This window comes from Balneicella halophila (assembly GCF_003096835.1).
Lineage (GTDB): Bacteria > Bacteroidota > Bacteroidia > Bacteroidales > Balneicellaceae > Balneicella > Balneicella halophila.
Window position 1 is genome coordinate 104,928 of record NZ_QENZ01000005.1, and the last position, 13,835, is coordinate 118,762.

12 protein-coding genes are annotated in these 13,835 nt (G+C 35.8%); 11 read left to right on the plus strand and 1 reads right to left on the minus strand.

Going from position 1 to position 13,835, the window contains the following annotated elements:
- Positions 1-26: 26 nt before the first annotated feature.
- The 8 genes from C7377_RS07540 (at position 27) to C7377_RS07575 (ending at position 9,815) form a co-directional block, all read left to right on the plus strand.
- Entirely contained in the window at positions 27-401 is a 375-nt protein-coding gene (locus C7377_RS07540; RefSeq protein WP_116496746.1) for a DUF3127 domain-containing protein, read from the plus strand.
- Complete coding sequence (aat, locus tag C7377_RS07545) at positions 402-1,034, plus strand: leucyl/phenylalanyl-tRNA--protein transferase (protein ID WP_116496747.1); 633 nt, start codon at positions 402-404, stop codon at positions 1,032-1,034. It abuts the gene before it with no gap.
- Between the two features lie 58 nt (positions 1,035-1,092).
- A complete protein-coding gene (locus C7377_RS07550) occupies positions 1,093-2,214 on the plus strand; it encodes a DUF4369 domain-containing protein (RefSeq protein WP_116496748.1) in 1,122 nt (373 codons plus the stop codon).
- A 5-nt stretch (positions 2,215-2,219) separates the two neighbouring features.
- Complete coding sequence (locus tag C7377_RS07555; protein ID WP_116496749.1) at positions 2,220-2,975, plus strand: UDP-2,3-diacylglucosamine diphosphatase; 756 nt, start codon at positions 2,220-2,222, stop codon at positions 2,973-2,975.
- A 5-nt stretch (positions 2,976-2,980) separates the two neighbouring features.
- The gene (rmuC, locus tag C7377_RS07560) at positions 2,981-4,333 is read left to right on the plus strand and encodes a DNA recombination protein RmuC (protein WP_243408308.1); all 1,353 of its coding nucleotides are present in this window, start codon (positions 2,981-2,983) and stop codon (positions 4,331-4,333) included.
- Positions 4,334-4,511: 178 nt separating this feature from the next.
- Positions 4,512-8,021, plus strand: coding sequence for a DNA polymerase III subunit alpha (gene dnaE, locus C7377_RS07565; protein ID WP_116496750.1), 3,510 nt, complete (start codon positions 4,512-4,514; stop codon positions 8,019-8,021).
- Positions 8,022-8,096: 75 nt separating this feature from the next.
- Positions 8,097-8,414, plus strand: coding sequence for a thioredoxin (gene trxA, locus C7377_RS07570; RefSeq protein ID WP_116496751.1), 318 nt, complete (start codon positions 8,097-8,099; stop codon positions 8,412-8,414).
- 117 nt (positions 8,415-8,531) lie between these two features.
- A complete protein-coding gene (locus C7377_RS07575; protein ID WP_116496969.1) occupies positions 8,532-9,815 on the plus strand; it encodes an MgtC/SapB family protein in 1,284 nt (427 codons plus the stop codon).
- On the opposite strand, the gene C7377_RS07580 is transcribed toward C7377_RS07575, so the two are convergent.
- Complete coding sequence (locus tag C7377_RS07580) at positions 9,812-10,750, minus strand: DMT family transporter (protein ID WP_116496752.1); 939 nt, start codon at positions 10,748-10,750, stop codon at positions 9,812-9,814. The genes C7377_RS07575 and C7377_RS07580 overlap by 4 nt on opposite strands.
- Before the next feature lie 78 nt (positions 10,751-10,828).
- On the opposite strand from C7377_RS07580, the gene C7377_RS07585 reads away from it, so the two are divergent.
- The 3 genes from C7377_RS07585 to C7377_RS07595 are packed head-to-tail and all read left to right on the plus strand — an operon-like array spanning position 10,829 to position 13,808.
- Positions 10,829-11,605 carry a 5'-nucleotidase C-terminal domain-containing protein gene (locus C7377_RS07585; RefSeq protein ID WP_165806873.1) on the plus strand — a complete coding sequence of 259 codons (777 nt, stop codon included), beginning with the start codon at positions 10,829-10,831 and terminating at the stop codon, positions 11,603-11,605.
- A complete protein-coding gene (locus C7377_RS07590; protein ID WP_116496970.1) occupies positions 11,598-12,461 on the plus strand; it encodes a bifunctional metallophosphatase/5'-nucleotidase in 864 nt (287 codons plus the stop codon). Before C7377_RS07585 ends, C7377_RS07590 begins: the two co-directional genes overlap by 8 nt.
- A 15-nt stretch (positions 12,462-12,476) precedes the next feature.
- Complete coding sequence (locus tag C7377_RS07595; RefSeq protein WP_207778468.1) at positions 12,477-13,808, plus strand: deoxyguanosinetriphosphate triphosphohydrolase; 1,332 nt, start codon at positions 12,477-12,479, stop codon at positions 13,806-13,808.
- Positions 13,809-13,835 lie beyond the last annotated feature (27 nt).

The window sequence follows — 13,835 nt, forward strand, 5'->3', positions numbered from 1 at the left end:
GTAGAAAATAAATGATAAAATAAATTATGGAAGTAACGGGAAAAGTAAAAACGGTGCTTGAGCAACAGACATTTGGCAGTGGTTTTACAAAAAGAGAAGTGGTAGTGACTACAGATGAGCAATACCCTCAACATTTGTTGATAGAATTTGTACAAGATAAAGTGGCTTTACTTTCTGATCTTTCAGTTGATGATAAAGTGAAAATCAGTATCAATTTGAGAGGTAGAGAGTGGCAAGCACCTGATGGAACAATAAAATATTTTAATTCCATTCAAGGATGGAGGTTAGAGAAATTAGGAGATAGTCCATCGGGAATTCAAGATACACCTCCTCCTTATGAACAATTTGGCGGAAAAGACCTTGCTCCCCCTAATGAAGAAATGGACGATTTGCCATTCTAAATGTACCAATTAACGAACGAGCTCGTTTTTCCACATCCTATGCTTGCCGATGAGCATGGCATTTTAGCTTACGGAGGTGATTTATCAGCGGAACGTCTCATGTTAGCTTATACCTACGGTGTTTTTCCTTGGTATAATGAAGGCGATCCCATAATGTGGTGGTCACCTGAACAGCGTTTTGTTTTGTTCCCAGAAGATCTGAGAGTTTCGAAGAGCATGAAAAAAGTCTTGAGAAACAAAGAGTTTGTAATTACTCAAAATGAAGACTTTTCAGGAGTCGTTCGTTCGTGTAAAGAGGTGCAGAGACCAGGACAAGACGGCACGTGGATAACTGATGAAATGGAAAAAGCTTATACAAAACTCCATGCAAAAGGAATCGCCCAAAGCATTGAAGTGTGGAAAGAGGATAAACTCGTCGGAGGTCTTTATGGTGTGGTTGTTAGAGATGTTTTTTGTGGTGAAAGTATGTTTGCAAAAGTCAGTAATGCTTCGAAAGCTGGTTTCATAACTTTAGTGCAGAGTAAACAATTTAAATTGTTTGATTGTCAAGTGCATACAGATCATCTAGAACGCTTAGGAGCTAAGCATATTCCACGTGAAGACTTTCTTCGCTTTCTGGGTATTGTAGTGTAGTTTTTGGAATATTGAAATTTAATGTAATTTAGTCAGCATAAAATCTTAAAATAAAATAATGAGAAAATATACATTTTTTTTGCTAATCATAAGTAGTTTCATGCTTTTTTCTTGCGGCAAGAAAACAATAATTGAGGGAGTCGTTTCTAATGCGGATAGTAGCAAGTTGGTGTTGGAAAATTTCAATGCCGGTACACCTATAGCTCTAGGTGAAAAGAGTTTAGATGAAGACGGTAAATTTCGATTTAATGTACCTGCTCTTGATACCACAGAAATTTATAACTTAGTTTTAGATAGTAGTCGTATTATTCGTTTGGTTGTAAAGCCTGAAGAAAAAATTTCGATAAAAACTGATAAAAAAACGTTTGGAAAAAACTACGCAGTTTCAGGCTCAGAAGAGAGTGAGTTGTTGCAAGAAGCAGAGATGAGGCTTGCAACTACTCGTGCTGAACTTAAAAAACTTCGCAAACAATATACTGAAGCGAAGAATGACGATGAAAGAGAACAAATTTCAAAATCTTTTGATACGAAGCTTAGTGAGCATTACGAGTATCTACGCCATTTTGTCTTTGATAATGCCCCCTCGCTTGTTTCCTATTTGGCATTGTTTCAAAAGATAGATGCAGAGACTTTTGTGTTCAATGATTTGAATGATGATAAATATGTGAGAGCAGTAGCTCAAAGGATGAAAACGGAGTATCCCAATTCTCCATATTTGCCTCTATTGATTAAGGAACTAGACCGTAGAACTGTTCAAAAACAAAACGCACGGATCGCACAAATGGTGGAAGTTGCGAAAAACTCGTTTCCTGATCTTAACTTAAAAAATGCAGAGGGTAAAGAACGTAGTTTAAAAAATGTGAATGCTAAATATGTATTACTTTGGTTTGGGGTGCTGAATGAAGCTTCAAAAAATCACTTGTTACCTATATATACTAAGTATCACAATCGTGGTTTAGAAATCTATTTTGTTGATGAAAATCCAAATGAACAAGTATGGAGACAAGCCGTTGAAGACTTGAATACTCCATGGATCAATGTGCGTGATAACGGATTGGCTTCTAAAATTTATAATGTAAATAAGCTCCCGGCTAATTATATTCTTGAAGTTGAAGGAACTATAGAAGGCAAGGATTTGTTCAATGCTTATCTTCCAGAAAAATTAGAAAAGTTATTATAAAGGAAATGTCAAAAACTCCTGTTAAAATATATTTTGCATCTGATTTGCACTTAGGAGCGAGGGCTGTCAAGAATAATAGGGTTAATGAGTTACGTTTTGTTCGGTGGCTTGAGGAGGTGCGCAAAGATGCGACAGCCATTTATCTACTAGGTGATATTTTTGACTTTTGGTTTGAGTACAAGCGTGCTGTTCCCAAAGGAGGAGTTAGACTTTTAGGCAAGATTGCAGAAATTGTTGACAGTGGTATTCCTGTTCATTTTTTTGCAGGTAATCATGATGCTTGGTTGTTTGGTTATTTCGAGGAGGAACTTGGAGTTACTGTACATCATAAACCTATTGATATTACTCTCTCCGATAAAAAATTCCAAATAGGACATGGCGACGGATTAGGGCCAGGTGATAAGTTCTATAAATTCATGAAAGTGATTATGGATAATAAACTCTGTCGTTTTCTTTTCCGTTGGCTTCATCCTGACATTGGACTTTGGATAGCACATCAATGGTCTAAAAAAAGTCGTGAGAAAAGTGATGGAGAAGATGTTTATTTAGGAAATGATAAAGAGTGGTTATACCAATATTGCCAGGAAGAGTTGAAGCGTGAGCATTATGATTTTATGGTGTTTGGACACAGGCATTTAGATATTGATGTAAAACTGAATGATGCAGGAAGTCGTTACATCAATATTGGCGAATGGTTCTCTAAATATACCTACGGCGTGTTTAATGGAGAAGGTTTTACATTGAAAAAATATACCAATTGACATCTTTGGAATTAAATATTTTCATAGCTATTGTGATTACAGCATTAGTTGTTTTTCTCATTATGTATCTTTGGTTTCAGCGACAAAGACATAAATTGAAAGATGAACTTCTTGTAAAAGAAAATCAATGGCAAATTGAAAATAGTAAGCTTCAGCAGAAAATTGATTCTAAAGAAATTGAGATTGCAAAAGCTTACAAAGAATTAGAGCATCAAGAGATTTTGCATGCAAACCTTCAGGATCGTATAGAAGAATTATTGCAAGAATCAACTCGGTTAGGAGCCGAAAAGCAAGCACTCACAGAGAATCTTGAGAATCAAAAGAATAATTTAGCAGAAATGGAAGAACGCTTTCGGGTGCAGTTTGAAAATTTAGCAAGCAAAATACTTAAGCAAAATACAATTGACTTTTCTGAAACTCAACAAAAAAATATTTCTGAGATTCTTAATCCCCTGAAAGAAAAAATTCAAACTTTTGAGAAGAAAGTTGAAGATACCTATGAGAAAGGACTAAAAGACCAAACGGACTTAAAAGCTGAATTGAAAAAACTTTATGAATTAAATTCTCAAATAAGCACAGAAGCTAATAATCTTACAAAAGCATTAAAAGGAGATGTGAAGCAACAAGGGAATTGGGGCGAATTGGTTCTGGAGCGGGTATTAGAACGCTCAGGATTGAGCGAAGGTGCAGAATACCAACGGGAGAAAGTCGTCAATAATGATTTAGGAGAGCGAGTTCGGTTGGATGTGCTAATTAAGTTGCCTGATAACAAACATTTAATTGTTGACTCTAAAGTGTCTTTAATCGCTTATGAGAAAGCTGTAAATGAAGAGAATGAAATAGATCGACTGCGATATCTTAAAGAACACGTGAATTCCATAAAGAAGCATATTAAGGTCTTGTCAGAAAAACACTATTCATCGGTTTCAGGTTTACAGTCGCCAGATTTTGTATTGCTGTTTATTCCTGTAGAATCATCCTTCGCTTTGGCAGTACAACAAGATAACGAGTTGTTTAATATCGCTTGGGATAATAAAATCGTGATTGTAAGTCCTTCTACATTATTAGCAACACTTCGTACGGTTTCCTCTATATGGAAGCAAGAACACCAAACACAGAATGTGCAGGAAATCGCACGACAAGGAGCTTTATTGTATGATAAGTTTGTCAATTTCTATAATGATTTAGAAAAAGTAGGTGTTAAAATGGATGAAGCGCAACGAGCGTACAGTGATTCCATGAAAAAACTGTATGACGGGAAAGATAATCTGGTGCGAAAGGCAGAACGACTTCGCGAGTTAGGAGCTCGTCCCAAAAAAGAATTGCCAGAAGAGCTAAGAGAAAGAGCAGGGGCGTAAGTTGAAGAGTATTAATCAAAAAAACATAAAGTCAATTTTGTTAATAACTTTTGTACTGATTATCAGCATTAATTTATAGGTCTTATTTCAGCTACTTACAATACAAAACTTTTTTGAAGAGATTTGATAAAATTGTACCTTTACAAACCTTTTTTACAATTAAAAATCAATTTTAAATATGCAAAATTTTGTTCATTTACACGTGCATTCGCAGTACTCCATACTTGATGGGGCTTCAAGTGTAGAGGGTTTAGTAGGTAAAGCCAAAGCTTGTGGAATGCCAGCTATTGCACTGACTGACCACGGAACAATGTTTGGCATAAAACACTTTCATCAGGCAGCGAAGAAAGAAGGAATAAAACCAATTGTTGGCATGGAAGCCTATGTTGCTAGGGGGAGTCGCCATGATAAAGAAACGCCTTTTAATCGTTCAGGTTATCATTTAATATTATTAGCAAAAAATGAACAAGGTTATAATAACTTAGTGAAGTTGTGTTCCTATGGCTATACGGAAGGTTTTTATTACAAACCGCGTATCGATAGAGAGTTGTTGGAGAAGTATCATGAAGGTATAATCATTAGTTCTGCCTGTTTAGGAGGGGAAGTGCCACAGCATATCATGAATAATGATATTTCGGCAGCCGAAGAAACTATAAAATGGTATAAAAGCATCTTCGGAGAAGATTATTATTTGGAATTGCAACTGCAACAGAATGGAGACCCCAAGATTGACGAAAATGTCTATGAAAACCAATTGCTCTGCAACAAAGTTATCTTGGAATTGGGTAAGAAGCATGATGTTAAAGTAATAGCTACTAATGATGCTCATTTTCTCAACGCAGAAGACGCTGATGCTCACGATGTTTTAATATGTTTGAATACAGGCAGGGACAGAGATGATGAAACACGAATGCGTTATACTCGACAAGAATATATCAAAACTCAAGAGGAAATGTTTGCCTTGTTTGGAGATCATCCTGAAGTGTTGGCAAATACGTTAGAGATTGCTGATAAAGTAGAAGAGTATGAGCTGAATAAAAAGCCTATAATGCCAGACTTTGAAATTCCTGAGGGATTTACAGATGCAAATGATTATTTACGTCATATTACTTATGAAGGAGCTAAAGAGCGATGGGGCGAGGATTTGTCTGAAGAAATCACCGAGCGCTTAGATTTTGAACTGCAAACCATCAAGGATATGGGATTCCCAGATTATTTCCTTATCGTTTGGGATTTTATAAAAGCAGCTAGAGAAATGGGCGTTCTTGTAGGACCAGGACGAGGATCAGCCGCGGGTTCCGCAGTAGCGTATTGTATTAAGATTACGAATATTGACCCACTCGCATACAGTTTGCTTTTCGAGCGCTTCTTGAATCCTGATCGGATTTCTATGCCTGATATTGATATCGATTTTGATGATGATGGACGTCAACTGGTGCTGGACTGGGTAGCTAAAAAATATGGGAAGGAAAAGGTGGCACACATTGTTACATTTGGAACTATGGCAGCAAAGATGGCGATACGTGATGTTGCACGGGTCTTAAAATTGCCTTTGGCAGAAGCAAATAGGCTTGCTAAACTAATTCCAGATGGAGTTGGTGTAACATTAAAAAAAGCAGAAGAACAATCTCCAGAATTTAAACAGGAGCTGAATAGTCAAAACCCTTTAGTTGTAGAGACCTTAGAGTTAGCCTCTAAGTTAGAAGGTTCAGTACGTCAAACAGGAATTCATGCCTGTGGAGTTATCATTGGGAAAGATAAATTAGAGAATTATATACCCATAATGCCTGCAAAAGATTCGGACTTGATGGCGACTCAATATGATGGTCGTTTTGTAGAATCTATAGGTATGCTAAAAATGGACTTTTTAGGCTTAAAAACCTTATCCATTTTAAAAGAAGCCGTTGCAAATATAAAATTATCAAAAGGAATTGATGTCGATATTGATACTATTCCATTAGACGACGAAGAAACCTTTAAATTATTCTCTCGTGGTGATACCACAGGAATCTTCCAATTTGAATCACCAGGTATGAAAAAGCATTTGCGAAGTCTGCAACCGAACCGCATTGAGGATTTGGTCGCAATGAATGCTCTCTATCGCCCGGGACCTATGGAGTACATACCTTCATATATTCGCCGCAAACATGGAAAGGAAGACATCTCCTATGATCATCCTTTGATGGAAACGTATTTGAAAACAACTTATGGGATTACGGTTTTTCAGGAGCAGGTGATGCTACTTTCTCGCAGTTTAGGTGGATTTACTCGCGGACAATCTGATTCTTTGCGTAAAGCAATGGGTAAGAAGAAGATAGAAGAAATGAATAAACTCAAGAAGAAGTTTATTTCAGGCTGTCTTGCTAATGAAGATTTCGTAAAAGATGCAGGTAAAGAACCTAAGAAACTCATCGATAAAATATGGAAGGATTGGGAAGCCTTTGCGAAATATGCTTTTAACAAGTCTCACTCTGTTTGCTATGCCGATGTTGCTTATAAAACGGGATATTTGAAAGCACACTATCCTGCGGAATTTATGGCTGCAGTATTGAGTCGAAATTTTAGTGATATCAAAAAAGTAAGCATTTTTATGGACGAATGTCAGCATATGGACTTAGATATTTTAGGTCCTGATGTGAATGAATCTCATGCACGATTTATGGTAAACAAAGACGGGGCGATTCGTTTTGGGATGGCAGCCATAAAAGGAGTAGGAGCGAATGCTGTCAATGATATTATTCGAGAGCGTGAAAAAGGAACATATAGTTCTATTTATGATTTTTTTGAACGAGTAAATTTAAGTTCCAACAATAGACGTACTTTGGAGAATTTAACCTTAGCGGGAGGGTTTGACAGTTTTGGTTTTAAAAGAAGTCAGTTTTTTCAAGATGTTGATGGCAAAACAGTTTTGGAAAATCTCATTAGTTATGGACAAAAGATACAATCAGAAAGCAATATGGGAATGACGCTTTTTGGAGAGATGCAAGCTGAAACTGTCGTGAAACCTGAAATTCCTTATTGTGAACCATGGAGCAAGATGCGATTACTTTCGGAAGAAAAAGAGTTAGTGGGAATTTATCTCTCTGCGCATCCATTAGATGAATATAAATTCGAAATACAGAATTTTGCAAACACGACTTGGGCTGAGGTTAACGGCGATTTGTCAAAATTGCAGGGAAAAACACTTAACCTTGTAGGACTTGTAACTTCTCATAGAACCGGTTACACCAAAAAGAAAAATGACCCTTATGGAGTGATAGACATTGAGGATGCCAGTGGAAGCTATCAATTGTTTTTATTTTCAAAGAACTTTTTCGATTATCGTAATTATATGGTAGAAAACTGTGCATTGTTTATAAAAGCGACTGTAGAACCTCGAAGGTGGGGAAAGCAAGAGGGTGATTTGCAATTTCAAATCAAAAAAATTCAATTATTATCCGAAGTTCGCGATCAGTATTTAAAATCACTGACACTACATCTATTTGCTGACGATATGACAGAAAAATCTGTAGAAGAGATTGTGGCATTAGCGGAGAAGTATAAGGGAAATAAAAAGCTGAAAATACATATTCAGAATGTTGAAGGCTTAAAAGTTAAGATGTATTCTACTAATTTTCAGGTGAATGGGTCAAATAGTTTTTTTAAAGAACTCGACTTGCTTGAAGATGTATACTATACTATAAATTAGTTTTGCATCATTTTTGATAGTATATTTACTGCTTATAAAATAGAGAACAATATTAAATTTTAAAATAATTAGATTATGGCAATTAATGTAACAGATGCAAATTTTGAAGAGGTGGTTTTGAAGTCAGACAAACCTGTTTTGGTTGATTTTTGGGCTGAGTGGTGCGGCCCCTGTCGTATGGTTGGACCTATCGTTGAAGAATTAGCATCAGAATATGACGGTAAAGCAGTAGTAACCAAGATTAACGTTGATGAAAACCCTGAGGTTACTGCTAAGTATGGCATTCGCAACATACCTACAATTCTTTTCTTTAAAGATGGAGAAGTTGTTGATAAGACAGTAGGTGCATTGCCTAAGGGTAAACTTGCAGAAAAATTAGATGGAATAGCTTAATAACTATTCAATATATGATGAAAGAGGCCTCCGAGTGAGGCTTTTTTTGTGCTCTTATATTATCGCTTCTGAAAAATGTGTAACTTTGATACGTATCTTTTTAATGCTTTGAACGTTATGATTGATTTCCTGAATAATATAAATCCTTTATTGGTGAATTTCATACTCGTAGTATTGTTTTCCTTAAGCCTAGGCATGGAACGCAGACAGCAGTATGAAACTAAAAGTACCAAGCAAACCTTCGGAACCGATCGTACATTTACATTTATTGGCGTTTTAGGTTTTTTACTACTTATAGCAGATCCTAGCAGTAAAATCCCTTATCTTTTTGGTATGGGTGTTTTAGCAGTGTTTATGTTGGTTTTCTATATTTTTAAAGCTAAAAAAGAAGAACATTATGGAATGACCTCTGTATTGTTGGCATTCATTACCTATGGTTTTCCGCTGTTTTTATCTACTGCATCCATTTGGCTTTCATTACTTTTATTTGTTGTAGTGCTGATAATGGCAGGTGCTAAAAAACCACTACGCAATGTGAGTAAGGAAATCGCTGACGATGAATTTCTGACATTAGCGAAGTTCTTGATTATTACGGGGATAATATTACCCATTTTGCCAAAAGAAGACATTCATGCGTACATTCCTGTATCTCCATACAAAATATGGTTGGCTGTAGTAGTTGTTTCAGCAATTTCTTATCTCAGTTACCTGTTGCAAAAGTATGTTTTCCCTAAAGCAGGTTTGTTGCTCACCGCCTTTTTAGGAGGATTGTATAGTAGTACTGCCAGTACAATTATTCTAGCGCGAAAAAGCAAGAATCATGACGAACACCCCAAAGCGTACACCGGGGCTATTATGATTACTATAGCCATGATGTATTTGCGGGTGTATATTTTACTGATGATATTTATGCCTTCTATTATTCGGCTTACCTTGCCATATTTCTTAGCGCTTTTTATCATCAGTTTGCTTGTAGGTATTTTCTATTATCGCGCAAATCATAATAATGATAAACTTGAAACAATCAATACTGCACTGGAAGATGAAAATCCCTTAGAGTTTAAAGTTTCCATAATATTTGCGGGATTATATGTGCTCTTTTCTGTAATAACCAATCTTGTTCTTACGAATTTTGGTGAAAGTGGATTATCCTTGTTGTCTATCGTTGTTGGTGTTACTGATATTACCCCTTTCTTGCTGAACCTTTTCCAGGGACATTATCAGGTAGAACATATTATGATTGCAATTGCTACGTTTCAAGTGATGGCAAGCAACAATGTGTTGAAAGCTGTATATGCACATATTTTCTCAGGAGAAAAGACAAAAAGATATATCTGGAAAGCATTCTCAATAATAATTGTTGCAAACATTATTGCAGTAATTGTGTTGTATTTTCTCTAAGACGTTAATGGTTTTTTTCGTTTAAGGACTTTTTTCAAAGTTCTACGGAAGAAACTGCCTTTAAACTGTGATAAGAACAATCCACCTACGGTGAGTGCTATTCCTGCCACCATATAGACATTCAGTGTGTCTAAACCTTTATGAATAGCAAACGTAGCCGTAAATACAGGAATTAAATTGATAAAATAATTGGCTTTGCTCACTCCAATATGGCGTATGCCATCAACAAAAAGGATGTAAGCTATGGAGGAGCAAAAGAAGGCAAGCAAAAACAATTTCTGCCAGCTTTCAGCTGTTACAGCCGTAAAACTAAAAGACTGATAATCATTTATAAAGAAAATAGGAGCAAAGAATATAGCACCAAAAGCATTCTGATAAGTTATTAAAGAAAATGGAGTATACTGCGTAGATATCTTATTGAGAATAAGAGTATAACCTACCACAGAAGATACAGCTAAAAACATCAAAAGTATTCCTAAGGCTTGCCCTTTAAGATTATCTCCATTACTTATAATCATGAGCAATACCCCTGAGAAAGAGATCAATGCCCCAATAAAACTTAAAAATGGCAAACGTTCTTTAAAAAAAAGAAATGAGGATAGGGCTACAAATAATGGTGTTGTTGCAATAATGATAGAACCTGTTGTTGGAGACACCATGGAGATGCCATAGCTTTCACCGATGTAATACAACAAAGGCTCGAAAAAGGCAAGTAGCATTAAGTTCTTTACAGTGCCTTTTTTTATGGGGTTTAAACGCTTTAGAAGTTTTCCTATGACCAGTAATAAAATGGTGGAAAGAAGAAGCCTAAAAAAAACTAAAGTAATAGGAGTAAAGCTATCATAAGCCTCTTTAACCCAGACGTAGGAAACTGCCCAAAATAGCATAGCTGTAACTAAGCCCGCATATGGTAATAATTCTTTTCTTTCATTCATGCCACAAAGTTAGTAAATTGAAAGTGTATGTTCTCATATTTTTATTATTTTGCAGTAAAATTTTTGATGCTGAATAATATGTTAAAAAAGCTTTTGTCTTTACCGTTTATATTCGTAGTCCTATTATCGGTTGCCTGCAATACTACTCAGGTTGATAATAAAACGATTGACTATCAGAATTATCCTATTACAGAAGAAATTCAAGTTGATAGTTTGAGTGATTTCGTAAATACCATCAATACTTATCGAAAAGAATTAATAGATGAGATGAGTGTTGTAGTTGGATATTCCTCGATGTACATGCCCATTGAACGACCTGAGAGTTTACTGAGTAATATGGTGGCTGATTTTACGTGGAAATTAGGCAAGGAATATTGTAAAGAGAATCATTTACCTTACACGGTTGATGCTTCTATTATAAATATTGGTGGTCTGCGGAAACCATTGCCTGAAGGAGAGATAATTTTGAGTGATATTTATGAGATATCTCCCTTTGAAAATAAACTCTACATCGTTGCAATGTATGGAAAAGACTTGAGAAAGTTATTTGACCATATAACGAGGAGTGGTGGCGAAGGTGTTGGTAATATTCGATTGATTGCTGATAAAGAGACCCATAAACTAAAAGAAGCTTATATTAACAATGAGCCATTAAACGATGAAAAAATATATCACATCATATCTATAGATTACTTAATTTCCGGCGGGGATGGTATGGTTTCATTTAGTAAGAAAATTGATGAAATAGATATGAACTTGAAGTCCAGAGATGCATTATTGGAATATGTGAAACAAGAACATGCAGCAAACCGACCTCTAACCTCCAGATTAGATAAACGAATCAGTTATGAGTAGAAGAACTTTTTTAAAGCAACTCACTTTAGGTACAGCAGGACTTGCTTTAGCTCCAACATTAGCCACTGCAAAACCAAAGCAAAATAATGTAAAATTGACCATACTTCATACGAATGATATGCACAGTCGTATAGAACCATTTCCGGTGTCTGATAAGAAGTACGGAGGTAGAGGAGGCTTTGCTCGTATCCATTCTTTAGTTAATAGAATTCGCCAGCAGGAATCTAATGTATTATTGCTCGATAGCGGTGATGTTTTTCAAGGAACGCCTTACTTTAATATGTTTGGTGGTGAATTAGAGTATAAATTAATGAGCAAGATGGGTTACGATGCAGGAACTATTGGTAATCATGAGTTTGATAATGGAATGGATAATATCTTAAAGCAGATGAAGCATCTAAATTTCCCGTTAGTTAGTGCGAATTATGATTTTTCAAAGACCGTTTTGGCAAATAAAATTCCTGAATATACTATTGTTAAAAGAGCAGGTAAACGAATAGGTGTATTTGGACTTGGTGTGGCACTGAAGGGCTTGGTTGATAAGGGAAGTTATGGTAAGACGGTTTATAATGACCCGGTAATAGTGACTAATAGAGTAGCCAAGCATTTGAAAGAAGTCGAAAAATGCGATTTGGTTATATGTTTATCTCATATAGGATATTCTTATGACAATAGCCGAATTTCTGATGTTACTTTGGTGAAGCAGATACAAAATGTAGATATTATATTAGGAGGGCATACGCATACGTTCTTAGAACAAGCCGAAAAACATACTGATGCTTCAGGCAGAGAGGTTTTGATCAACCAAGTGGGTTGGGCAGGTATTGCCCTCGGTCGTATAGATTATTATATTTAGTTTGAAATTTAGATGATGAATTGGAAGCAATTATTGACAACAAAACGCCTAGGGCAAGAAGATTATATTTCTCATAGGATTGATGCCCGGACACAATTCCAAATGGATTATGATCGGTTGATATTTTCATCTCCTTTTCGTCGTTTGCAACATAAAACACAGGTATTTCCACTCCCTTCGGGAATATTTGTGCACAATCGGCTCACACACAGTCTTGAAGTGGCGAGTGTAGGACGCTCTCTGGGGAATATGGTGGCTTCAGGCTTAAAAAACAAAGGAAATGAAGAACCTTTGCTTCAAGAAATTGGAAGTATTGTATCTGCAGCATGTTTGGCTCATGATTTAGGAAATCCTCCTTTTGGTCATTCTGGTGAGGATGCTATTTCAAATTATTTTCGTTCGCAAGAGCGAGAAATACTAAAAACCCAAGTAAAAACAGAAGAGTGGGAGGACTTGAAGTGGTTTGAGGGCAATGCTAATGCATTACGCTTACTTACACATTCATTCAACGGATATAGAAAAGGAGGTTATGCGATGACTTATAGCACCTTAGCCTCTATTGTAAAATATCCTTATGATTCGTCTCAACGGGGAGATAAAAAGAAATATGGTTTTTTTCAAAGTGAAAAAACTATTTATGAAAAGATTGCTAATGAGTTAGGATTGATAAAAAGTGATGGAACTTTTATGCGTCATCCATTGGTGTATTTAGTAGAAGCCGCCGATGATATCTGTTATCAAGTGATGGACGTTGAGGATGCTTATCGGTTAAAATTATTCTCTGCATCTGAGACAATAACTTTATTCCGTAAATATTTTGAAGGTAATGAAAAGGCACAGCAAAGCATTTGTAAAGTCTTTAATATGGTAACTGATGAAAGTGAGCGAATCGCATATCTACGTTCTAAAGTTATCGGAAAATTAGTTGAGGAATGCAAGACGGTTTTCATTGAAAATCAAGATAAAATTATGACTGGTAATTTTCATTCTTCTTTAATAAAAAGCACACCAACTAATACAGCACAGACTTATAATGAAATTGCTAAGATTAGTTTTGAACAAATTTATAAACACCCTATGGTTGTGGAGATAGAAGTCTCTGCTTATAAAATTATTGAAACACTTTTAGATAAATTAGTCAAAGCTATATTGAATCCTTCTAATTCTTATGCTAAAAGTATATTACGCTTAATTCCTTCAGAGTATCGAGTAGCTGAAGAATCGAGCAATTATGATAAAATACGTTCTGTTTTGGATTTTGTTGCTGGAATGACCGATGATTATGCTTTGAATATGTACCGAACATTCGAAGGAGTGCAGTTACCCTACGCAAAGCGAGTTTATTGATTCAAAAATGAAATTCATTATTTTTCT